Origin of the sequence: Methylomonas albis (assembly GCF_014850955.1) — a bacterium.
GTDB classification, from domain to species: Bacteria; Pseudomonadota; Gammaproteobacteria; order Methylococcales; family Methylomonadaceae; genus Methylomonas; species Methylomonas albis.
In genome coordinates this window covers 3,463,121-3,485,652 of record NZ_JACXSS010000001.1, presented here as the reverse complement: position 1 = coordinate 3,485,652, position 22,532 = coordinate 3,463,121, and the positions used below count along the sequence as shown (strand labels likewise).

Annotated in this window: 27 protein-coding genes; 21 read left to right on the top strand and 6 right to left on the bottom strand. The window is 49.6% G+C overall.

Annotated features, from left to right (window positions below; all coding sequences use genetic code 11):
* Position 1 precedes the first annotated feature (1 nt).
* The 7 genes from EBA_RS16035 (at position 2) to EBA_RS16005 (ending at position 7,626) form a co-directional block, all read left to right on the top strand.
* Positions 2-226 carry a hypothetical protein gene (locus EBA_RS16035; protein ID WP_192375645.1) on the top strand — a complete coding sequence of 75 codons (225 nt, stop codon included), beginning with the start codon at positions 2-4 and terminating at the stop codon, positions 224-226.
* A gap of 1 nt (position 227) precedes the next feature.
* A complete protein-coding gene (locus EBA_RS16030; RefSeq protein WP_192375644.1) occupies positions 228-1,559 on the top strand; it encodes an aminotransferase class I/II-fold pyridoxal phosphate-dependent enzyme in 1,332 nt (443 codons plus the stop codon).
* A gap of 38 nt (positions 1,560-1,597) precedes the next feature.
* Entirely contained in the window at positions 1,598-3,946 is a 2,349-nt protein-coding gene (locus EBA_RS16025) for an efflux RND transporter permease subunit (RefSeq protein ID WP_192375643.1), read from the top strand.
* Positions 3,947-3,972: 26 nt separating this feature from the next.
* The gene (locus EBA_RS16020; protein WP_225616337.1) at positions 3,973-4,725 is read left to right on the top strand and encodes an outer membrane lipoprotein-sorting protein; all 753 of its coding nucleotides are present in this window, start codon (positions 3,973-3,975) and stop codon (positions 4,723-4,725) included.
* A gap of 343 nt (positions 4,726-5,068) precedes the next feature.
* Entirely contained in the window at positions 5,069-6,061 is a 993-nt protein-coding gene (locus tag EBA_RS16015) for a hypothetical protein (protein ID WP_192375641.1), read from the top strand.
* Positions 6,062-6,443: 382 nt separating this feature from the next.
* Complete coding sequence (locus EBA_RS16010; RefSeq protein ID WP_192375640.1) at positions 6,444-7,133, top strand: 4'-phosphopantetheinyl transferase family protein; 690 nt, start codon at positions 6,444-6,446, stop codon at positions 7,131-7,133.
* A gap of 178 nt (positions 7,134-7,311) precedes the next feature.
* Positions 7,312-7,626, top strand: a complete 315-nt coding sequence (locus EBA_RS16005; RefSeq protein WP_192375639.1) for a hypothetical protein — start codon at positions 7,312-7,314, stop codon at positions 7,624-7,626.
* A 410-nt stretch (positions 7,627-8,036) separates the two neighbouring features.
* Here the strand turns inward: EBA_RS16005 and EBA_RS16000 are convergent, their stop codons facing one another.
* On the bottom strand, positions 8,037-8,333 hold the full coding sequence (locus tag EBA_RS16000) for a hypothetical protein (protein ID WP_192375638.1): 297 nt from the start codon (positions 8,331-8,333) through the stop codon (positions 8,037-8,039).
* Positions 8,334-8,569: 236 nt separating this feature from the next.
* Positions 8,570-9,010 (bottom strand): ProQ/FinO family protein, encoded by a 441-nt coding sequence (locus EBA_RS15995; protein ID WP_192375637.1) that lies wholly within the window; start codon positions 9,008-9,010, stop codon positions 8,570-8,572.
* Between the two features lie 144 nt (positions 9,011-9,154).
* Here EBA_RS15995 and EBA_RS15990 point away from each other — a divergent pair, with 144 nt between their 5' ends.
* The 5 genes from EBA_RS15990 to EBA_RS15970 all read left to right on the top strand — a co-directional run bounded on the left by EBA_RS15990 (position 9,155) and on the right by EBA_RS15970 (position 12,291).
* Positions 9,155-9,301 (top strand): hypothetical protein, encoded by a 147-nt coding sequence (locus EBA_RS15990; protein WP_192375636.1) that lies wholly within the window; start codon positions 9,155-9,157, stop codon positions 9,299-9,301.
* A gap of 155 nt (positions 9,302-9,456) precedes the next feature.
* Positions 9,457-10,023, top strand: coding sequence for a PFGI-1 class ICE element type IV pilus protein PilL2 (pilL2, locus tag EBA_RS15985; RefSeq protein WP_192375635.1), 567 nt, complete (start codon positions 9,457-9,459; stop codon positions 10,021-10,023).
* Positions 10,023-10,835, top strand: a complete 813-nt coding sequence (locus tag EBA_RS15980; protein WP_192375634.1) for a hypothetical protein — start codon at positions 10,023-10,025, stop codon at positions 10,833-10,835. The genes pilL2 and EBA_RS15980 overlap by 1 nt, the downstream gene beginning before the upstream one ends.
* 1 nt (position 10,836) lies before the next feature.
* Positions 10,837-11,601: a TIGR03759 family integrating conjugative element protein gene (locus EBA_RS15975; RefSeq protein WP_192375633.1), complete on the top strand. Its 765-nt coding sequence runs from the start codon at positions 10,837-10,839 to the stop codon at positions 11,599-11,601.
* Between the two features lie 102 nt (positions 11,602-11,703).
* The gene (locus EBA_RS15970) at positions 11,704-12,291 is read left to right on the top strand and encodes a transglycosylase SLT domain-containing protein (protein ID WP_192375632.1); all 588 of its coding nucleotides are present in this window, start codon (positions 11,704-11,706) and stop codon (positions 12,289-12,291) included.
* A gap of 31 nt (positions 12,292-12,322) precedes the next feature.
* On the opposite strand, the gene EBA_RS15965 is transcribed toward EBA_RS15970, so the two are convergent.
* The 4 genes from EBA_RS15965 to EBA_RS15950 all read right to left on the bottom strand — a co-directional run bounded on the left by EBA_RS15965 (position 12,323) and on the right by EBA_RS15950 (position 14,794).
* Positions 12,323-12,955, bottom strand: coding sequence for a DsbA family protein (locus EBA_RS15965; protein ID WP_225616336.1), 633 nt, complete (start codon positions 12,953-12,955; stop codon positions 12,323-12,325).
* 209 nt (positions 12,956-13,164) lie between these two features.
* The gene (locus tag EBA_RS15960; protein WP_192375631.1) at positions 13,165-13,392 is read right to left on the bottom strand and encodes a hypothetical protein; all 228 of its coding nucleotides are present in this window, start codon (positions 13,390-13,392) and stop codon (positions 13,165-13,167) included.
* 115 nt (positions 13,393-13,507) lie between these two features.
* Entirely contained in the window at positions 13,508-14,065 is a 558-nt protein-coding gene (locus tag EBA_RS15955) for a flavin reductase family protein (RefSeq protein ID WP_225616335.1), read from the bottom strand.
* A 105-nt stretch (positions 14,066-14,170) separates the two neighbouring features.
* Positions 14,171-14,794 (bottom strand): tyrosine-type recombinase/integrase, encoded by a 624-nt coding sequence (locus EBA_RS15950; protein WP_192375630.1) that lies wholly within the window; start codon positions 14,792-14,794, stop codon positions 14,171-14,173.
* Between the two features lie 187 nt (positions 14,795-14,981).
* Between EBA_RS15950 and EBA_RS15945 the strand changes: the two genes are divergently transcribed.
* The 9 genes from EBA_RS15945 to EBA_RS15905 all read left to right on the top strand — a co-directional run bounded on the left by EBA_RS15945 (position 14,982) and on the right by EBA_RS15905 (position 22,532).
* Positions 14,982-15,473: an integrating conjugative element protein gene (locus EBA_RS15945; RefSeq protein ID WP_192375629.1), complete on the top strand. Its 492-nt coding sequence runs from the start codon at positions 14,982-14,984 to the stop codon at positions 15,471-15,473.
* Positions 15,470-17,524 (top strand): type IV conjugative transfer system coupling protein TraD, encoded by a 2,055-nt coding sequence (traD, locus tag EBA_RS15940; protein WP_192375628.1) that lies wholly within the window; start codon positions 15,470-15,472, stop codon positions 17,522-17,524. Before EBA_RS15945 ends, traD begins: the two co-directional genes overlap by 4 nt.
* A gap of 1 nt (position 17,525) precedes the next feature.
* Complete coding sequence (locus tag EBA_RS15935) at positions 17,526-18,272, top strand: TIGR03747 family integrating conjugative element membrane protein (RefSeq protein WP_192375627.1); 747 nt, start codon at positions 17,526-17,528, stop codon at positions 18,270-18,272.
* Between the two features lie 1,456 nt (positions 18,273-19,728).
* A complete protein-coding gene (locus EBA_RS15930) occupies positions 19,729-20,019 on the top strand; it encodes an integrative conjugative element protein, RAQPRD family (RefSeq protein ID WP_192375626.1) in 291 nt (96 codons plus the stop codon).
* Positions 20,020-20,029: 10 nt separating this feature from the next.
* Positions 20,030-20,263 (top strand): TIGR03758 family integrating conjugative element protein, encoded by a 234-nt coding sequence (locus tag EBA_RS15925; protein ID WP_192375625.1) that lies wholly within the window; start codon positions 20,030-20,032, stop codon positions 20,261-20,263.
* A 26-nt stretch (positions 20,264-20,289) separates the two neighbouring features.
* Positions 20,290-20,649, top strand: a complete 360-nt coding sequence (locus EBA_RS15920; RefSeq protein ID WP_192375623.1) for a TIGR03745 family integrating conjugative element membrane protein — start codon at positions 20,290-20,292, stop codon at positions 20,647-20,649.
* Between the two features lie 2 nt (positions 20,650-20,651).
* Positions 20,652-21,026, top strand: coding sequence for a TIGR03750 family conjugal transfer protein (locus tag EBA_RS15915; protein ID WP_223146697.1), 375 nt, complete (start codon positions 20,652-20,654; stop codon positions 21,024-21,026).
* Entirely contained in the window at positions 21,023-21,670 is a 648-nt protein-coding gene (locus EBA_RS15910; RefSeq protein WP_225616334.1) for a PFL_4703 family integrating conjugative element protein, read from the top strand. The genes EBA_RS15915 and EBA_RS15910 overlap by 4 nt, the downstream gene beginning before the upstream one ends.
* A complete protein-coding gene (locus EBA_RS15905) occupies positions 21,642-22,532 on the top strand; it encodes a TIGR03749 family integrating conjugative element protein (protein ID WP_192375621.1) in 891 nt (296 codons plus the stop codon). Before EBA_RS15910 ends, EBA_RS15905 begins: the two co-directional genes overlap by 29 nt.

The following is a 22,532-nucleotide window of genomic DNA, read 5'->3' as shown; positions in this document are numbered from 1 at the left end:
CATGTCCGAACAGCCCGGCGACTTGGTCAATAGAGCGGAAGAAAAAAAACGCTGCCAAAGCTTAATCCATCTGGCGAATCTACTGCTGGATCGGGCCATTATGTCGATTTCTTCCGCCAATGCCGATAGCGTTGAGGAAAGCCGGAAAACGCGTTTAGTGGATCGGTTGTCGACAGAAGAAATTGATATTTTGCTTAGCAACATTTTGCTAGAAAAGGATAAATGATATGAATAATCAAGCAACTAATTTGGTCAATATGACTGAAGAAAAAAAACGCTTATTGCTGAAACAACTATTGGCGCGAAAAGAACAAGTTGATGGAGTAACTCAGGCGACCGGTGAAATTTCCGAAGAATATTATCGGGTTGATAAGTTTCCAGGCTTTCGTTTGTTGATGGAGCAAACCTCAACCTTTAAGGCGCTCGCTACCGAAAATCCTTATTTTAGCGTCCACGAAGGGGTTAGCGACCATATCACTAGTATTAATGGGAAAGATTACATTAATTATTCGGGGTACAACTATTTGGGTCTGTCCGGTCATCCTGACGTATCGGCTGGCGCTAAGGCGGCTATTGACCAATATGGCACTTCAGTGTCCGCCAGTCGTATTGTTTCCGGTGAAATTCCGTTGCACCGGGAGTTGGAACAAGCCCTCGCGCATATACATGGCACCGAAGATGCGGTGGCATTAGTTAGCGGTTACTCAACCAATGTGGCGGTAATAGGTCATTTGTTTGGCCCCAACGATTTGCTACTGCATGACAGTTTGATCCATAACAGCGTGATTACCGGTTGCCAACTGTCCGGCGCTCGCAGGTTGGCCTTTCCGCATAACGATTGGCAAGCCTTGGATAGCTTGTTAGAGGAAAATCGCAGCCAACATCAACGGGTGCTAATTATCGTTGAGGGCGTGTATAGCATGGATGGCGACATTCCCGATTTGCCCCGTTTTATAGAGGTTAAAAATCGCCACAAGTGCTTGTTGATGGTCGATGAAGCCCACGCGGCGGGTGTAATTGGATCGCGCGGTTTTGGGTCTCGAGACCATTTTGGTATCGATGCCTCGGAAGTGGATATTTGGATGGGTACTTTAAGTAAATCGTTTGCAAGCTGCGGCGGTTATATCTGCGGCTCGAAAGCCTTGGTCGATAATCTTAAATACAACGCACCGGGGGCGGTGTTATTTAGTGTCGGCATTTCACCCGCCAATACTGGCGCTGCTTTAGCAGCTGCCAATATTATGATCCGTGAGCCGGAGCGTGCGGTACGCCTGCGCGCCAGGGCCGCGTTATTTTTAGAGCGCGCCAAACTCCTGGGCTTGGATACCGGGCCTTCCGCCGGTACCGCAGTGGTGCCGATTATTCTCGGTAATTCCATGCGCTGTTTAAAGCTAGGCCAAAAACTGGCCCAAGCGGGTATTAACGTACACCCTATTATGTATCCTGCGGTACCGGAAGCGGCATCCAGGTTGCGCTTTTTTATCACCAGTAATCTTACGGAAACGGAAGTTATCTACACAGTTGATACGCTGGCAAAAGAGTTAGCGGTTTTAGCATGAAGGCGAACGCAATCATTAAACCAACAAGAGACCGATCAATGCTACGCAAATATTTCGACTGGTTGTTGCGTATTCCCTGGCTGATTATTGTCTTAAGTCTGGCGCTAACTGCAGCGGCGGGTTATGGCACCCGCTACGTGCATTTTAAAAGCGATTACCGGATGTTTTTCAGTGATGAAAATCCGCAGTTAATTGCTTTTGAAACTTTGCAAAAAACCTATACCCGCGATGACAATATTCTGCTGGTGGTCACGCCCAAAAATGGCGATGTCTTTACCGCGCAAAATCTGGCTATTGCTGAACACTTGACTAAAAGCCTTTGGCAAACGCCGTACTCAACGCGGGTAGATTCTATTACGAACTTCCAGAACAGCACTGCGGAAGGCGACAATTTGATTGTGAAGGATTTGATTGGCAACGCCGCTCAACTTTATCCCGTAGACATTGAACGCTTAAAGCAAATCACCCTAGAAGAACCGTTACTGGTCAATCGTTTGGTATCACCCGACGGCAAGGTGATGGGTTTTAATGTGGTCGTGCAACGTCCCGGTAAAAACCAAGATGCTGAAACCTTGGAAGCCACCACGTTTGTCCGTAAGTTGGCGAATGATTTGCAAACCGCACATCCTCATATGGAGGTGCGTCTGACCGGTTCGATTATGATGGATACGGCGTTTGCCGAATCCTCGGAGCTGGATCTGAAAACCCTGACACCGGCTATGTTGGTGATTATCGCCATCGCTCTGTGGTGGTTTTTAAAATCGTTCATGGGTATGTTTGCGGCATTAACGATGATGACGTTATCAATAGTCTCGGCGGTCGGTTTGGCCGGTTGGCTTGATATCGCCTTCTCGCCGTCCAGTATTCCGGCGCCGACTATTTTATTAACCTTGGCTGTGGCGGATTCGGTACATATTCTAAGTACTTATTACAACGGTTTAACCCAGGGTTTAGATAAACGGGCGGCGATGAAAGAAAGTCTTGGGGTTAACTTTAAGGCCATTTTTTTCACCAACCTGACCACCGCCATCGGTTTCTTGTCGATGAATTTTAGCGATGCGCCGCCGTTCCGCGACTTAGGCAACATAACCGCTATGGGTGTGGGCGCGGCGTATTTTCTGACAATTGGTTTCTTGCCCGCTTTTATGATGTTGCTACCGGCTAAACCAGGTCATGCCGAAATGTCAGACAGCAAATCATTGGCTGGTTTGGCTGGGTTTATTATTAAGCATCGATATTCGCTATCGGCATTTTTGTTGTTGTTGACCGCGAGTTTAATCGCTTTCATTCCTCTGAATAAACTCGATGACGAATACGTCAAATATTTTGATGAATCAGTCGGATTTCGTCGCGACACCGATTACACCACGGAGCATTTGACTGGTATTTACAGCATTGATTATTCATTGGCGCAAGGCGAGCAAGGCGGTATTAACGATCCGGCCTTTTTTAATCAAGTCGAAAGCTTTGTGAAATGGTATCGCCAGCAACCGGAAACCATCCATGTCTACGCCCTTAACGACATCCTAAAACGCCTGCATCAAAACATGCACGGTGATGATCCGGCCTGGTATCGCTTACCTGAAACTAGGGAGCTGGCCGCGCAATATCTTTTGTTATTTGAAATGTCATTGCCTTATGGTTTGGATTTGAACGATCGGGTCAATGTCAGCAAATCGGCAACCCGCATCACAGTCACCTTGCGCAGTTTATCCAGCCAGCAAGTGATTGATTTGGAAGCGCGCGCCCAAGCTTGGTTGAAAGCAAACGCCCCGTTAATCAGGCAAGCCGATGGCACTGGCTCAACCTTGCTGTTTTCGCATATTGGCCAACGTAATATCATCAGCATGATTAGCGGTGAATTGATGTCGATAGTCTTAATCTCGCTGATTTTGATATTTGTGTTGCGCTCCTTGGGCTTGGGTCTGCTCAGCCTGATTCCCAATCTAGTACCTGCAGGCATGGCATTTGGAGTTTGGGGTTTAGCGGTTGGGCAAGTAGGTATGGCCTCTTCGGTAGTGGCAGCAATGACCTTGGGTATTTTGGTCGATGACACCGTACATTTTCTCAGCAAATACCAATATGCCCGAAAAGACAAAAATCTGGATCCCGAAGCCGCCCTGTATTATGCCTTTGCCACTGTTGGAAATGCCTTGTGGGTGACTTCGGCGGTGTTAATTATGGGCTTTTCGTTATTCATTTTTTCCAGTTTTAAAATCAATTACGAAATGGGGCTGTTGACCGCCATCATTTTCGCCTTAGGCCTATTTGCCGAGTTTTTGTTATTGCCGCCGATTTTATTGATTTATGAAGACATCAAGCGAGGCATACACAATTTATTTAGCAGACCCGTACTCAGTAACCTATCACCAGGACAATTCAAATGAACAAATCAGCTTTTCTTGCCTTATTATTGGCTTTGGCAATGCCAGCGCTACACGCCGAAACCCCTGAGGAAAAAGGTCTGGCTATCGCCCAAGAAACCGATAAACGCGATTCAGGTTTCGGCGATAGTTCAAATGACGCCCTATTTACCCTGCGTAATGCACAGGGCGAAGAAAGCACCCGTGAATTTGCCACTAAAACCTTGGAAGTCCCTGGAGATGGCGACAAGGACTTAGGTATTTTCCATAAACCCGCGGATGTGAATGGTACGGCGGTGCTAACTTTTTCGCATGGACTGAAACCTGACGACCAATGGCTATTTTTACCAGAATTAAAACGGGTCAAACGGATTTCTTCCGTGAATAAATCCGGCCCTTTTGTCGGTAGCGAATTTGCCTTTGAAGATATTGCTTCATGGGAGATCGACAAATATAAATATAAATACCTACGTGATGAAGTATTAGATGGTAATGACTGTTTTGTGGTTGAAAACACGCCTGCCTATGAATACTCCGGCTATGCCAAGCAAATTGAATGGGTCGACAAAACTATTTACCAACCACGCAAAATCGAGTTTTATGACCGTAAAGACACTTTGTTAAAAACCTTAACCTTTAGCGATTACCACCAATACCTCGATCGTTACTGGCGGGCCAGCAAATTGGATATGGTCAACCACCAAACTGGCAAGAGCACCACTTTAGCGCGGAGTAATTACCGGTTTCGTAACGGCTATAAAGATAACGATTTTTCCGAAAGCGCCCTTAAAAACGTGCAATAAACCTAGAAATCAAGGGTTGGGTTAACCAGGTAATTCCTAGCGTTGCAATCGTGAAAGAGGTGTACCGAATAGTCAGTTTGGAAGAAAATTTTTCGGGCTCCTTACGGGGAAAAATCAGCAACATTGACGCGAGTGGCTCATAGCTAGGCGTCCTGATGCATCCCCTTCGACTCGTCCCGATCCAACTCAATGAGAGGCTCCGGACTGAGATGCACATAACTTAACACCGTGTCGCGATGGCTTGCGGGTTTCCTTTACTCACACTCTGTTTCCAAGCTTTTCAGCGGTTGACGCAGTTTTCCCGCCATTAACAACCTGGGATGCTGATACATTAACTAAAATCATGAAACTAACAACGGCGATTATTACAGCGTTATTAACGGTATCGGTCGGTAATGTCCAGGCCTCGGAATGGTCTGGATTTGCCGCGCTTGATCTGCGTTTGTTTACTGAAACCGCCGCTTTTCCTACTCAAAACACGAGTTTTGCCGATCCATCCGTGTTAATGCAACCTGAATTTCGCCATGAATGGAATAATAGTTCGGATCGTTTTACCGCCATTCCCTTCGGCCGTTACGATAGTCTCGATAGCAACCGCTCACACTGGGATTTGCGCGAACTCAATTGGCTGCATCGGGACGATGGTTGGAACCTGCAAACTGGCGTAGGTAAAGTGTTTTGGGGAGTGGCTGAATCACGGCATTTAGTTGACATAGTTAACCAAACCGACTTTGTAGAAAATATCAACAGTGAAGAAAAGCTGGGGCAGCCCATGCTGAATCTGAATATTCCGACTGACTATGGTAACTTCAATTTACTCTATCTACCTTATTTTCGAGAGCGCACGTTTCCGGCTGCGAATGGGCGCGTTAGATTTGAACTACCAGTAAACGCCAATAACCCCAATCTGAATGGCATCAGCCATTTTCACCCTGATTGGGCGCTGCGTTGGAGCCGTACTTTAGGTGATTGGGATGTTGGAGTCGCTCATTTTAGCGGTGTTGGTCGCGAGCCACGGCTAGCGGCCTATTTTCCAAATAATTCACCGTATCCCACGGAACTCATCCCAACGTATGACTTAATTAATCAAACCAGCTTGGATGTGCAAGGCGCTTTGGGTAATTGGTTGTTAAAACTGGAAGCAATGACTCGTAGCGGTCAAGGTAGCCGTTTTCTCGCTCTAGTTGCAGGTTTTGAATACACCAATTATGGCATTCTTGAAAGCAACGCCGACTTAGGATTGTTGATGGAATATCAGTATGATGGACGCGATAAATCCACACCAAGAAAAGCCTCTGACGCCCCCCAACGCCTGCTGATAATGACGTATTTTTAGGTACGCGCCTGTCGCTGAATGACGAACAGAACTCCCAGCTACTTCTCGGTATTACAGTCGATTTAGACACCCAAGCCACGGTCATGAGCTTTAAAGGGAGCCGTAGACTCGGTGATAACTGGAAAATTGAACTGGAATCCAGGTTGTTTAACAATATACCTAACACAGACATTCTAACAGGCATGAGTAAAGATGATTATGTTCAAATCCGGTTAGTGCGTTATTTTTAAATTAGTCATTCAGCGGATTAGATCTGAAAATTAACAATTACCTATTGATCGACATAAGATGTTTTTTTGCGTAAAGCGATGGGCTACTACGCGCTATATACTTCTTGGAGTGACAAAATAAGAGAAATGCGCCTCAGATACATGGTTTTAAAGTGACTTATCGACCTAATTCTATTTATATGCTTAACCATTCCCAGTACTTGCTCCCATCACCGCCATTTTATGGTGTTTCCCATAATAAACCTTGTACGCTCCAAGCGTTACATCCGGAAGAACTTCCATTAATTAATGGTGCCAGCGTTAAACGTATCGGTGAATTTTGTGCTGGTCGCTATTGTGCGCACCAAGTACTTGAACAACTAGGTTTTAGTCATGTACCGGTATTAAAAAATGAGCATGGTGCACCCGTTTGGCCTAAAGGCATTGTCGGCAGCATCAGCCACAGTAGTGAAATGTCTATTGCTGTAGCCGCAAGGTCAGAGGATATTCAGGCCTTAGGCGTTGATATTCAATATTACGACCGTCCCTTTCCAGATCAAACCTTTGCCACATTATTTCGGCACCAAGAAATCCGCAGCATACTGAGTGCTCAGCGAGGACTAGCCGATCGATTTGCATACAGTATATTTGCATCGAAAGAAAGCGTTATTAAATGTATTTATAACGCTTTTGGCTATTGGTTAGATTTTACTGATATTTTGATAGAAATAGACTTGACGCGTGGCTGGTTTTTGATATCTATACCTAAAAAACGCGCATTTAATCGGCCTGGATGGTTTGGACGGGTATATTTTGATACCGCATATATATCCACTGCAACTTGGTTAACGCATAGCAAATAATTATGTAATAAATTACCGTATATGGAAGTGAATTTTACGCAGAAAATTGATGTAGACTTATTTTATAGTAATCATCAACTGGTTAAGGTTATAGGAATCAAAGCCAATTATATATTAAGTCATTATAGTAATGGCTTATAGTTTCATGCCTGCTATTTCCTGAGGGTAGGAGCGAAAAATGAATGCGAACCTAGTCAATAAATCTCTATTAAACCTTATAGAGTCACATATTTCTCCCATTCCGGAGTGTGGATGCTGGTTGTGGGATGAAGATGAGAGCACCCAGATCAATTACGACAAACTATCCATTGATGTTGAAGTATTTATGTACCAGATTTATCGAGGAGAGGTTGCCGAAAATCAGAACGTTGTGCATACATGTCAGATCGCTTGTTGTGTGAATCCAGAGCATCTGTCCCTACGTACGAAAACAGATGGAATAAAAAATGACAACGGAGGGACTTGCAAAACTAATGAGTTGGAATCGGCCTAAATGAATTTTTGACTCCTAAAAGAACCCGTTTTTTTGAGCGGGTAGATCGATTTCCTAGAAACTTTGTTGTTTTTATAAAATTAAGGGCATAGCTGTCTCTGTGAGCCAGAACGCCAAACATTAATTTGCTCGCCGAATAGCGGACAGCCGAGTTGGTTATAGAGTGCCTTAACTAATGAAATTGGATAGTTACCCTGACCGGCGCTTTTTGGCCGTAGTGACGCAGTCATAAAGTCGATTTGCTTGCCGAAAAGCTGTCATTCGCTGAACCTAAGGATAGAAAATTTCGCCGACATCCTCTGTGGCTGGTTGTGGCCGAACTTGCTCTGCCAGGCGACGTGAAACGCTTACCCAGTCAATGTCAGCTATTGAAAGCCGCATATCGACGTCATATGAATTATCGCAGCTTGTTACTTGCGATTTTTAATCAGGCTGTTGCGCTGCTCGGTACATAACACGCTTGCTGTTTGTTCGGTAATGCTGCCGTCATGCACTAATTGGCATAAGCCTAAATATTGCGCGTACAAGTTGATAATTCCTTCGTCCTTGGGGTACTGTTTGAAAAGATCCCGCTGCTTTTGATCGCTGAGTGAATTACAGAACTCGCCGGGAATCGGCATAAAATCAAATTTGTCGCCATCGCCAATAGCAGCAAAGCCTGTGGTGGCAAACAGCAATAGCGTCGTGAATATGCATTTTGAGACCATCAATTACTCCGGTAGCATGATGCTGTTGACGTGAAAACTCGCCCGTTGAAGATAACTGGATACAAGGGTGCGTATTACATTTTGTTGTCATTTTTTTCTCGATGAACTGTTTGGTCGCATTGAAAATCCAACAGCCCAATGCCGGAAAAGTGATTGATGGTCACGGCGTTACTCCTTAAAACCAAAGATTAGCAACGACAGATTAGCGATGATTATGCGATAGAAAGCAGGGCGCATTAAGCCGGTTCAGACGCTTGTGTCTGAGATTTACGCCGATCAATGTACGTGGCTTCCTCTTTGCTCACGATGCCGGATTCCTGGCCTTGCAAATTTACTCGGGCAGTATCTGCCACTATACACTCGCGGTAACGTTTGCCCTGACACCATTTTTTCAAGGCCGCGCGAATGTCGGCGGCTGAAAGTCCGAGCTGTTCGGCATGTGCCGCTAGGTCATGATGAATGCCGATTTTTAGCGGGACTTTAGGCGCCGGTTTTTTCGGAAATGCCAGTGGAAAGTTCTTCTGCAGCAAGCCGATGATAGACACCAGCGGGTCGGCTTTGCGGGCCGGTTTGGCCGTTGTTTCATCGACCATCTTCCGACGGGGTTTTATCGGCTTTTCAGTCTTTGTTTGCTGAGCCAGTTGATCTCTTAGTGTGGCCAGTTGTTCAAATCCCATGGTGTTACCAATGTCAGTGACAAATCAAAATTGTACCTGGAGATGTCGCAGGGTCGTAACTTTTCAGGCCTTAGAAGCATTGTGTGCGGGAGAGCATGGGCTAAGAGCTGTCACACTTGTCACCGTTCCAACCCGGTCAGGGCCATGGCTGCCATTTTGCGTGCAAAAAGGAAAAAGGGTGAAGAAGAAGCAACGGGAATAAAAAACCTAACGGCAAAAGGTTTAAAAAGGCCGCAAGGGAAGGGGCCTTTAACGGGAAAGGGCCTATCCGAAAAAGGCAGAACGCTTTGATCAAATGGCGGGTTGCGCAGGGTTCTGCTGAAACCCTCGGCAGGCGAGTCAGGGTTTTAGCTTCAATTTCAAGTGCCGACTTGGCAGACTGCTTCTCAAAATGACGGATACCGGACGCCTGCGATGGGCATCCTGACTATTTTGAGCGAGCTTACATGAATCCAAACGCCCTACACCCCGCTGGTTTGATTGTGCTGCCAATCCTAATGGAAATCATAGCCGGATGCGCGCCGAATAAACCTGAACGGATCGGTTTGACCGGCCCCGATGTCAGCAAGGTTAGCAGGATTGATCCAGACCACGAGCCGCAAGCTGTTGCAGCTGCCGGGGTGCCGTCAATCGACCGGAAAAGCGCGGCAAACCGACCGGCACCGATAGTTCAAACAGGCCGGTACAGTGTCTTGGCGGCAACGCCATCGCATGCACAATGGCATCCCTTGGATGTGATCATCGATGTGACGGTTCCGGAGGAATGCATCTCTATCGAACACGCCATCCATTTTCTATTGAGGCGCAGCGGTTATGACTTAGAGACTAGTCTGCAAGCCGATGTCACGGAACTACTGGCTAAGCCGTTGCCGGCCGTACATCGAAAACTTGGCCCGATGCCATTGAAGGACGCGCTGACATTGCTGGTTACGCCGGGTTTCGTGTTACAGGACGAGCCAATCAAACGGTCGATACGTTTTTTCCCCGTTGACGAAAACCGGGGAGGGCCATAATGGATCACGAACCCGAAACAGCGTTTTCAATCGATTCGGAGCCGGACACTGGGCAACGCGAACGGCGTTCAGCACCGTACCGGCTCAAACTTGTCGGCGGCGGCCTTGCTGCATTATTTGTACTGCTTCTGTGTTGGATCGGCATGGCCCGTATGTATCCCCCGCAACCAACATCTATGCTGGATGTTGAGACTCGGGTCGATGATCGGGCCAAGCCGGGAGGTGACCCAGCGATTGCACCCGTAACTACGCTGGATCTATCACCTGCTGAAGCCCGTGACGATCCTGAAAGCCTTGCCGCGGCCGGTAAACAAAGCCGCCCACTTGCCGCAGCGAGCCCGCAGACAGCCGAACTGACCCAGGCTTTCGCGCCGTTGAAAGCTGCATTGGACTATCAGATGAGTCAATCCGAAGTCTGGCAAGGCCAACAGACCGAGCTATTGCGTACATTGCAGAGTCAACTGGCTGAACAGGCCACAAAACTAGAGCAACTGACAGAGCTGTTAAATCGAAATACTCCCGCCAAAGTCGAACCGGTCAAACGGACATCATTCAAATCGGCACATCATAGAAAACGCCGGAAGCTAACAGTACCGTTCGACTTGGTCAGTATCGATCAATGGGGCGATCAGATGTATGCGGTATTGCGGCATAGCGGGCAGTGGTATGAAAAAACAATCGGCCAAGCCTTAGCGGACTGGCGCATCGTCTCCATAAATCGGGAGACGCAGACATTGACAGCTATAAGCCAGCAGGGCCGAACTCAAACCTTGTCGCTCGACGCTAACCCCAACCAGCAGAAAGGCCGGTAAGATGGTCGCTAAGCGTTTGTTGCGAGTTGTCGGCTTTGTGGCGCCTCTTATCGCATTTCAAAGGCCGGCGCAGGCAAACGAATCCCGGACACAGCCACTCACTTACACCGAATCGCAAGCCCAGCCCGTCGCTGAAGACACGTTACGCAGAGAACAATGGTCGCTGTCGACAGACGAATGGAACCGCTATAAAAGCCTGATGCAAGGCATCCGCGGCAGCATTAGTCCGGCGAGCATTTCGCCGATTGAAGTCTTAGGTACCCATGCGCGTGATGATCAAGAACGCAAGCGGTACGCCGAAATCTGGGCCAGAATGCGTCATGAAGATGCCGAACGTATCCTGGTTTTTCAGCAAGCCTATGCCGAAGCGTTTCAGCGCTTGTATCCCAACGAATTGCTCGTCGACTTGAGGCGATTGAAATTTCCCGGCCAACAGGCCTTAGACTCGGGCGAGCGCTTATTGGTGTTCCTAAAAAGCAAACACTGCCCGGCGTGTGAAAGCCTGGTGCAGCGCCTCTTGCGGCAGCCCGCATTCCAAACCCAGCGAATCGATCTGTACTTTGTCGATACCCAACCGCAGCGAGATGACGGCTTGATCCAACAGTGGGCGAAACAGCAGCATATCGACAATGACCGTATAAGACAGGGCTTGCTGACGTTGAACCATGACCAGGGCAATTATTTTAAAGTGACTCAGCAATTGGTGGGGACCATGCCGCAAGTCTTCAAACTCAAAGGCCAAACGCTGGAAGCTCTGCGATTATAAGCGGTTGCCGCCAATCTTCGGCCTGCTTCAGTCAGAGTAAAGAAAATCAGCGTGAAACCAAGCAAATCGCAACAGATGACAGAGTGCCGGTTTAGGACGACGATGACGATCGTTTCTGCAAAACCATCCTTATACCGATCGGCATTACCAAGCCCGATTGGCGCGATGATAGCGGCCTTACTCTGTAGCTGGACCCCTGCAAGCTGGGCCAAGGACGGTATCCCGGCAAATTTTCAGCTTATCGCCGGTGAACACAGACTGCCGGCCGAAGTGCTGTATAGCGTTGCCGTCACCGAAAGCGGCCAAAAACTGCGTAGCGGCAAGCTGAGGCCCTGGCCGTGGACTCTGAACGTGGCCGGCAAAGCCCAGCGTTATCCAACCCGGCTGGCTGCCTGGCAAGGTCTAACGGAATATCTGCAACAAGGTGTCGATTTAATCGATATCGGCATCATGCAAGTCAATTGGCGTTATCACCGGGAACAATTGGGTTCCCCCTGGCAAGCCCTGGAACCCTTTCACAATACCCGTACCGGCGCCCGGATACTTAAGCTCGAATACCAAAAAACCGGCACCTGGAAAACGGCCATTGGCCGTTATCATTCACCGGGTAGTAAAACTAAGCAGCAAGAACGTGCCAAACACTATGCGCAAAGGGTAGTCAAACGCATGGCACAGTTACGAAGTGAATAATCAGATTCGGGGCACTTATAACCCAACCACATTACAGATTGTGCGCAATCTCAGCCAGCATTTTGCGATGATCGACATAATCAATATTGATCGTGATTTGTCTATCTCCCAGTAATAATCGCAAGGAGGGATAGGCGGCTACGTCCATTGCACGTGCCGCTTGAATCTCCTGCTGTAACTCAAGCTCGATTGCCGGGCTGAGTAGATCTTGGTTAAACGCCTCACTATCCAAACCAATTTCGGAGACACAGGCTAGTAGGGTAGGGAGCAGCGAAGGATTTTTGGCTTGCTGGTAATACGCTAACTGAACGGCGCTCAGTAGCCGAGTCTCACAGTCAGCACCTTGCCGCCTGGCTGCTAATAGCGCCCGGCAAGCCGGATAGGTTGAACGTATTGGTGTGTTCAAGCGCCAGAAATCAAAATTAAACACAACTCCAGGCACCGTAGTTTCGATACGGCGCCAAGTCTTTTGTATCGCTTCTTGCATGTCCAACGGCATCGGTGTGCGGGTATCCGGCGCTAAACCGCCCAGCAAATACACAAACTCGATAGAGGCAGGCAAGTCTTGTTGCAAAGCTTGCAAGCTGGCACTGAAGGCATAGCACCAGCTACACATCGGGTCATGGATATAGAACAAACGCGGTGCCGGTATCATTGTATTCATGAATTTAGCTCAAGATAGAAAACCGAAGACGGTCATTGTAGGCACGGCTTTGACGCCAACGCCAGCATCATCTTGGCAGGCTTGGTTGCCATACGTTAAACGGATTATGCGCCAATTGACGCATTGTCAGCCCTTAGGCAAGCTCTCTACAATGGTTATAACCGCTACTACCGAGATGAGTAATGCTTGCCACCAAACGCTACGAATACTTAAGTACCGCACGCTGCCCGCAAATAGCTGTCAATCTGGTTTAGTCTGCCATTCTGGATCGCCGGACTAAGCGTGAAGTGCAGATTGTACAAGTCTTCCTCATTCATGGCGGCAATGGCCAACTTGTCTTCGTTGCTAACAACTAAAAGCAGGTGTTCAACGGTTTCCGGAATTGTGGCGGGCGGGGTCGTCAGTTCGAGTTTTAGAGCTGGCCAATTCTTAGTCAATTTAAGCGTCCTTGTTGTCTGACGGCAGCTTAGGGCGATTTGTCACCGGGTTGTCACAAAGTTATCCACAAGTTTTGGGGATAAAAGTGATAGGTCAGCCAAGAGGTATGTAGGATTAAATCCCTTTTGGTAGTTTCGAACGCATCAATTCCCTTCTATCCAACCGGTTGCCATCCACTATGAATGTACCGTCACCGACTGCGTGTAAGGTGCGTTGTTCTTCTCGGTCGCCATCAAAATAAGCTTCAACGCCTTCAAGGATGACGATGTTATGCTTTTCGACCAAATCAATAACCCGGCATTCAATATTTGCCAGGCATTCTTTAATTAAAGGTGCTCCCACGTGCATTCCCTTCATCGGTGTCAGTCCGAATTTTGCAAATTTATCCGTCTTCGCGCCGGAACAAATACCCACCCCAACGACCTGATCGATCAGATCTAGAGTGGGAATAGCAATGACGCATTCTTTGGTGCTTTCGATTGCATGATACGAATAATTCCAAGGGCCCGTCGTGATGGCAAAGCGCGGGGTAAAATCCATCACCATGGTCCAGGAAATGGTCATGATATTATTTTTCAGCCCGTCAAATGTTGTCACGAGAACAACGGGGCCTGATTCAATTAAGGTGAATGCCCGGCTAATTGGCATCGTCGGCATTTCGACATCTCCCATTGCTTACGCAGTAATCCCTAGCGATAAGATTACCAACGAAACAAAACGAATCGGCGTGTAAAGAGTGGCGACCACAGGTTTTGCGGTCACCACGGGTTTCGTTCACTAAATTTCTGTTTGCTCTGAAATCTCCAAAGCATCGTCAACTTCAATGCCTAGATATCGCACAGTACTTTCAAGTTTAGTATGACCCAACAACAGTTGAACTGCCCGCAAATTTTTGGTTCGACGGTAAATCAAGGTCGCTTTGGTCCGGCGCATCGAATGGGTGCCGTAAGCAGCCGGATCAAGGCCAATCGATGTCACCCAATGTTCGACTATGCGAGCGTATTGCCGCGTTGAAAGGTGCGGCGATTCATGAATCCGACTCGGAAAAAGATACTCATCGGATTTCAGTTGAGCCTGGCTAATCCAATTTGCCAAAGCGTCTCTGGTTTGCTCTGTGATCTCGAATTGTACTGGTCTATGCGTTTTTTGTTGCATGATGATTGCGCGCGACGAGACTCGGCCCGCTTGAGCAATATCGCAGACTTTCAGCTTCACCAGATCGCATCCGCGAAGTTTGCTATCGATAGCAAGATTGAATAACGCAAGTTCGCGTGTGTTTTTGGACATCTGCAAACGAATGCGTATGGCCCAGATTTCCTTCAGCTTTAACGGCGATTTCTGACCAATTAACTTGCCTTTGTTCCAGGGGGAATGTCCCACGATTGAGTTTTCTGAGTTCATTACAAAACTCCTAACGGTTGATTAAGGAGATCTATTGTCATGCTTGTAATCGTTCAAAGTCGGCTGTTCCTATCCTGGGCAAGATCGCTTCAGAGAAAACCCTGAATCATTGAGATAGGGTTTCCGGTGGGTTGTAAGGCGCGCTTGAATAAGAATGCAGTCGTGTAAAAGCCTGGAGTTAGCCGTCATGCGGTATCAGCTGACCGTCTGTGGTGTTCTATTAATCAGTTCGCCTTTGCTTAGTATGGCGGAACCGGTGGTGATTTTTGACAGCGGCCGCACCACGCGCTTGCCTCATCAGCCGCAGACACTGCATCTGCAAACACCGGTCGCCGTTGACTTTGATGTGCAAATCGATGCTTTGCCGGTCAAAACTCCGTCGATGTCGCCGGGAAAGGTAGAGTCGCGCACCATAGACCGGCCTTATCTGGACCGCCCTATGTTCATAGTAGGTGCCGATCCTTTGTCGATGCGTTGGTTGTTGTTACATCATGCCCAACTTAAGCAGATCAACGCCGTCGGTCTGGCGGTCAATGTCGAAACCCAGGCGCAATTACAGCAGTTGCAAAACGCCGCTGGCGGCTTGGAGATCCATCCGCTGGCCGGCGATGCCATTGCCGTGCAATTAGCCCTGCAGCATTACCCGGTGTTGATCACGGCGTCGCGGATCGAACAATGAAGTCCCAGTATCCGATCGAAGCCTTGCTGCGGCCGCCGGTCGAACTGTGGTCGGCAGTTTGCGCTTTTGCTTGTGCGTTGCTGGCCGGTCTGGCGCCCTGGGCTGTCATGATGACGCCCTCGGTGGGATATGCCACGGCTGGCATATTGACGCTGCTCGGTTTGATCAGAACCCGGCAAGCGTTATTCGTCTTGCGTTATCAACGCAACATGCGCAAGCTGCCGCGCTATGACATCGCGGCGAAAGACATTCCGGTCAGCCGGCAGCGTTTGTTTTTGGGCAAAGGCTTTTTGTGGCAGCAAAAACACACCCAGCGGCTACGCGATACTTTGCATCCTAAAGCGCGGCGCTATATCGAACCGTCCTTTGCCTATCAACTGGCTCGGCGCCTGGAGCGTCGCTGGGAATCGTCGCCGATGTTGCAGCCATTGGCCAAACTGATGCAACGTCCTGCCTGGTGGAACCCGGTCGCGCCGTTACCGCCGCTTGGCGGCAAACCGCAGATTCATGCCGTGGAACTCGAAGAGCAGCCGGTCACCATGGATTTGCGCGAACGGGTCGGGCATACCCTGGTGCTGGGTACCACCCGGGTCGGCAAAACCCGGCTGGCCGAACTTTTGATCACTCAGGATATCGCCCGCGGCGATACCGTGATCGTGTTCGATCCGAAAGGTGATGCCGATCTGATGAAACGCATGGTCGCAGAAGCCAAACGGGCTGGCCGAAGCCAGGTACTGTACATTTTTCATCTGGGCTATCCGGAGATTTCCTGCCGCTATAACGCCATTGGTAATTTTTCCCGCATCACCGAAGTGGCTACCCGCTTGACCAATTCCTTGCCCAGCAGCGGCAATTCGGCGGCGTTCCGGGAGTTTGCCTGGCGCTTTACCAATATGATTGCCGTGGCGCTGGTCAAAATGGGCAAACGCCCGGATTATAAATTGATTACCCGCTATATCACCCATATAGAGCCGCTGTTGACCGAATACTACCGGCAATGGCTGCCGGACGTGGCGCCGCCGGACTGGGAGCAACAGGTACAGCGCATCGCCGCCGCCATCAACGAACGCGATTTACCGTTCGCCCTCAAAGGCCGCTCGCCGGAGGTGATAGCCCTGGTGCGCTATGTCAAAGACAATGGCTTTTACGATGCCGTCGCCGATGGGCTGCGCTCAGCTTTCGAATACGATAAGACTTATTTCGATAAAATTGTCGCATCGTTATTGCCGTTGATGGAAAAACTGATTACCGGCAAAACCGCGGCGCTGATCTCGCCGGACTACACCGATATCGCCGACACCCGGCCCATCATCGACTGGCGGCAAATCATTCGCCGGCAAGGCATCGTCTATGTCGGGCTGGATGCCCTATCGGATATGGCGGTCGCGTCCGCGGTCGGCAATTCCATGTTTGCCGATCTGGTGTCCGTCTCAGGCGAAATCTACAAACACGGCACCGACCACGGTCTGCCGGACGCGGTAAAAACTCATGGCCTGCCGACGATATCCTTGCATGCCGACGAATTCAACGAATTGATCGGCGACGAATTTATTCCCTTGCTCAACAAGGCCGGCGGCTCGGGCTTTCAAGTCACGGCCTATACCCAAACCTGGTCGGATGTGGAAGCCCGCATCGGCAACAAAGCCAAAGCCGGGCAGGTGGCCGGCAACTTCAATACCCTGATCATGCTGCGGGTCAAAGAACTGGCCACCGCCGAAATGCTCACCAACCAAATCGACACCTGTAACATCAGCACACTGATGGAAGTATCCGGCGTCAACGATTCGGCCGATCCCAATTCCCCCATCGATTTTACCTCGCAAAACCAGGACCGCATTTCCGTCACCGAAATGCCGATGATCTCACCGGCCACCGTGATGGCCTTGCCCAAAGGCCAGGCTTTTGCCTTGCTGGAGGGCGGCAATCTGTGGAAAATCCGCATCCCGTTGCCGACCCAAGCCAACGATGCACTGTTGCCGAAAAACCTGCAGGAAGTGGTCACGGAAATGCAGCGCCGCTATATGACCAACGACCATTGGTGGGCAGGCTGACATGGCGACCCAAACCCTGCAGCGTCATTCGGCTCAGCAAGCCGCAGAGCAGGGCATACTGGTCAAACTGCTGACAAAACTGCTGCAAGCGCTGATCTTTCTGATCATGACCTTAGGCTTTTCCATTGCCACCGAATGGATCGGTATGGCGACCGGTTTTTGGGATGAGCCTGGCACCCGGCACAGTCAAGCCATGCTGGAACAAGAGCTCAGTGTGCTGAATACCGACTTTCGCCGCAGTGTCATCGTTGAACAACCCTCCCGGTTTGCCAGGCGATTCGCCGATAATTTTTATGACCTGAGCTTTCGTAAAACCGGCATCGAAAGCCTGATCATTGCCTTAGCCAAACCGACCCCGGGCGTCGATGACGGGAGCTTTAGAAACCGTTCACGCCGCTATTATCAACTGGCACAGGATTATATCTTGGCCGCCATGCTAATTACCCAAGTGTTTGCCGCACGCCTGGCTGTGTTGATTCTGGCACTGCCGGCGTTTATTTTATTAGGGTTGATGGGTTTGATCGATGGCCTGGTGCAGCGTGACATTCGTCGATGGAGCGGTGGGCGGGAAAGCTCGTTTGTCTATCACTGGGCCAAAAAACTGCTATATCCTGCATTGATACTGCCCTGGATATTGTATCTGGCCATTCCCAGCAGTCTCCATCCCAACCTGATCGTATTGCCGTTTGCAATACTGTTTGCGCTATCGGTCAGGGTGATGGCTTCGATGTTTAAGAAGTATTTGTAATGTTGTAAAGTAAACGAGGTTTCAAGACGTATGTTGAATCTCGACTCATTTTCGGCAGGGTTTCTTCAAACAGGCCAGTCGTACAAATTCGGATTCTCCGAACTTGAAGTCTACAAAGCGGTCGCTGGTGACCTTACTAATCCGGCCATCTTCAGTCATTGGGGCTGCCCACATCGAGCGACAGTAATCCTGCATTTAGCAGTCATTCGATGTGAGACTATCCGTATTTGCTAAAGCCAACGTAAATAGCGCCGCCATAAAATATATCGGAAAAACCAGCCGATAAATACGCCAACAATTATCGCGACTTTGTGGATAGATTAATCATTGCCATGAAGCGGAAAAATACCAAACAAATGTAAGTGTCCTGGAGACCAGAAAATAAGGAAAATGAGGCCTAAGAATAAAATTAAGAATAAGAAGCCTCTCAGACTCCAGATCGGCGCATAAAGGGCACGCAATACCCAATGATGATAGCCAATATGAAACGCTTGTTCACGTTCGGCGTCCGAATTTCGAAAAAGAAAGCCCAGTAATATACCCGACAGCAAGCCAGTGCTAATGATTAAAAGGATTTCGAAATTGCAGACCATTGCTTAATTGGTAGTGAGATGGTTAGCGTTGTGCACATCGTCTAAGCTTACCCTAATTTCGGAACAGAATTTCAAGAATGAATACAGAAGCAACAATACCAGCAATAAATAACAATGGTCGGTGATGATCGAATTGCCGCCATTCGATTATATGGAGCGACAGACCGCAAAGGGTCGCTATGGATAGCTATCCATAGCGGCCACTATGTATAGTGCCCAACTATGGGTAGAAGCGATTTATCTCGATTTGCAACCCACGCGGGGCCAGACATTACTGACAAGTGCGCTATGCATAGTTTTGACGCTTGTCGAAACCGTATCAATTTCTCACCAACCGGATGACAACCATCATTCGTATTGATATATGGCGACAGCCAACTAATGAGGCGCGAAAGCATCAACATAGAGTCCCAATTAGCTCTCAGGTAGCCAGATTAAAATTGGTTGGTAGGCAGATTTCATTAAAATCTCTTGAGGCGAGTAAATTTCACCGTCAGAACAGCGGCAAAACTATGTAAAGCTTATTGACTGATGGTTGGCTCAAGTGTCAGAGAAACCAAGTTTTGCCGTCGATAGTAATTTACTGCTATACATAGTTGAGCACTATACATAGGGGTCGTCAAGCGACCGTCCGTTCTTCAGATTCATCGCCGGATACCGGTCATTGAGCTTCCGGCTCCTGAACATTGAGATCATGCGGTCGGTTCCGTTCTATCGTCTTGATTCCCAAACATAGCTGGTAACTGTACCCCAAAAATTCTTTCCATAAAACCCTAGCGCCATGACTAAGGGTTTCAACTAGGCTTTCGCGTGCTTGTTGTAAACAATGCGATCCAACGATTCCAGGTCAGGAGCGGGTTTCAATGCTTTGCAATACGCGGCTTTTGCTAATTCTACTGTGTTTGCCATGGCCGGTGTTGGCCGATTTAGATGGAGAGCGGACATCTTTGGCCAAGCTCATGCATGAGCTGGATGGTTTGAAACCGCTCATTGCTGAAGCGCAGGCTCAAGCGGATCAATCGGGTCGCTTGCAATTTCAATACGATTGGCTGCGGCTGGATATTGAACGCATCAAGCTGGGTATACAAGAGCACCTGACCGTACCTCGGCAGGCCCGCAGTTTTCCGCCACTGAAAGGCGATTACCGACGTTGAGACTGGCAGCATGTCCAATACCCAGCTCTCGGCCTTTTCGCACGCTACCAGCGGTGTGGCGCCTGGCAACTTGGTATTGGCGATCGCCGGCGTGCTGGCGGTGATTTATCTGATCTGGTTAGCCTGGTTGGCCCATGCGCAACTGGTGGCCTGGCAAACCGGCCAAGCGGTGTTTTATGACCTACTGTTGACCATCTTGCGCGGTGCCGTGGTCGCGTTGTTGCTCGGTTTCTTAGTCCGTTAATGCCTGACTCATCTGAGGGGTTAATCATGTTAAAACGCTTACGACACACGTTTTTTTCTCAATCTCTGGCGCTAGCGGCCGGTTTGACCTTACTCAGCGGTAATCTGTATGCCGCATTGCCCACCGCGGTGGCGCCCAGTAATGCCCCGAAAGCCGGCGACTGGCTGACCTTGATCAAAGGTTATGCCAAAGATGCTGGTTTGGTGATCGGGTTGGTATTGGCGGTGGTGGCTTTTTTGTGGATTGCCTGGATCACCATCTCCAAATTTAACGAAGCCCGCACCGGCAGAGCCGAATGGGGCGAGGTAGGTTTGACCGCCGTGATCGCGGCCGGCGTAATGATCTTCATCAGTTATCTGCTCACCGAGGCGTCTAAGGTCATTTGAGCATGGATGATTCCGGCGAAACCTTGGCCGACCGCCTCAATCAGGAGCCGGTCATCTTCAGAGGCAGCACACATTCCGAGTTAGGGCTGATTTTGCTGTTGGCCACGCTGTTCTGGTTGCCGGTTAGTGTGCTGATTGCCGCCTGCATGGGGGCGCCGGCCATGGGTTTAGGGTTGGCGATGTTCGGCGTGTTGGTGACCATCGTATTCGGTTCGACTTGGTTTCAACGCATCAAACGAGGCCGGCCGGATTACTACTACCAGCATCGCTTGATGATCATCCTGCATCGCCTCGGGCTGCGTAAAACCCGGCTGATTCTGCTCAGCGGTGTGTGGGATCTGGGCCGCACAGCACCATCACTTATCACAACGACATGATGCGCTATCACGATGTGAATAGCCGGCTAGAGGCGCATATCCATACCCTGCGTACCGTGATTGCCGGATTGATGGTGCTGTTATTGCTGCTGGGCTATGCCTGGCATGCCGCTCGCAGCGATATCCGGATTCACATTCCACCGGATCTGCGTTCTGGTGCGGTGGTCAAAGCCGATGATATCGCTCCGGCCCATGTTTATGCCTTTGCAGCGTACATTTTTCAGCAGCTCAATCACTGGGACCGCGATGGCGAAACCGATTACGGCCAACAGATTTTCCGCATGGCGGCGTATTTAACTCCGGATTTTCGTGAATACCTGAGCAACGATTTGGCTATCCGCGGCAAACGCGGCGAACTGGCAGGCCGGGTGCGTTCGATTCAACCCGTGGCCGGTCGCGGTTACGAAGACCGCCGGGTCGAGGTCATCGATCCCCACACCTGGCTGGTCTGGCTGGATTTTACCATTCAGGAAACCGTGCGCGGCATGGACGTCAAACAAGTGCACATTCGCTATCCGATAACGGTGGTGCGTTACGACGTCGATCCCGAACTCAATCCCTGGGGACTGGCCTTAAGCGGTTTTGCCGGCGACGGGCCGACGCGTATTCAAGCCCATGAACAGACCGCAGCTGCTGACGAGTGAGGTTGACTGGATGCCAACGACTAGCCAACGGCCTTTCATCAAACTCAGCTTACTCGGCGCTTTGTTATGCTTTGGCACTGTCTGTACTCAACCGGCTTGGGCCGATACGGACGTGGAACGCTTGTTTTGGGACAAAGTGCCGCTACGCATCAGCTTGCCAGTGGGCCAGGAACGTTTGGTGAGCTTCCCCGGCGACGTTCGGGTGGGTATTCCGCAGCCCTTGACGAGCAAATTACGCACCCAAAGCCATGCCGGTACTGTCTATTGGTTAGCCAAAGAGGCGTTTGAACCGCAGCGCATTGAAGTACGTGATCTGGCGGGGCAGGGCATTGTATTGATCGATCTGAGTGCCGGGCAGTCGCCGGGTTTGCCGGATAATCCGATTGAAATTCTGTTCAAGCCCGGACAACCTGCAACGGCTGAAGGCTTGTTAAGCGCGGACGCGGATTCAACACCCGCGACCAGCCACCGAAAATCAAAACCAGGTAAACAACCGAAATCTGCAAATCTCGTGGCCTTGACCCGCTTCGCCGCCCAGCAGCTCTATGCTCCGGCCCGCTTGTTAAAAGCCGCTCCCGCGATACAGCGGGTGTCGGTCAGTCAAACCCCCATCGAACATTTGCTGAGAGGGGAAAGTCTGATAGCGACGCCGATGGCCAGTTGGCGTAGCGGCCGATTGTATGTCACGGCGCTGGAAATCAAAAACACCGGCCCGGATGCGATCGATCTCGATCCTAGCCAACTGCACGGCCAATGGCGGGCGGCGACGTTTCAGCATAGTCGTTTGCATCCGGCCGGCAGCGAAGCCGATACCAGTGCCGTGTATCTGGTTTCGGACCGACCCTTTCACGAGGCACTTTGA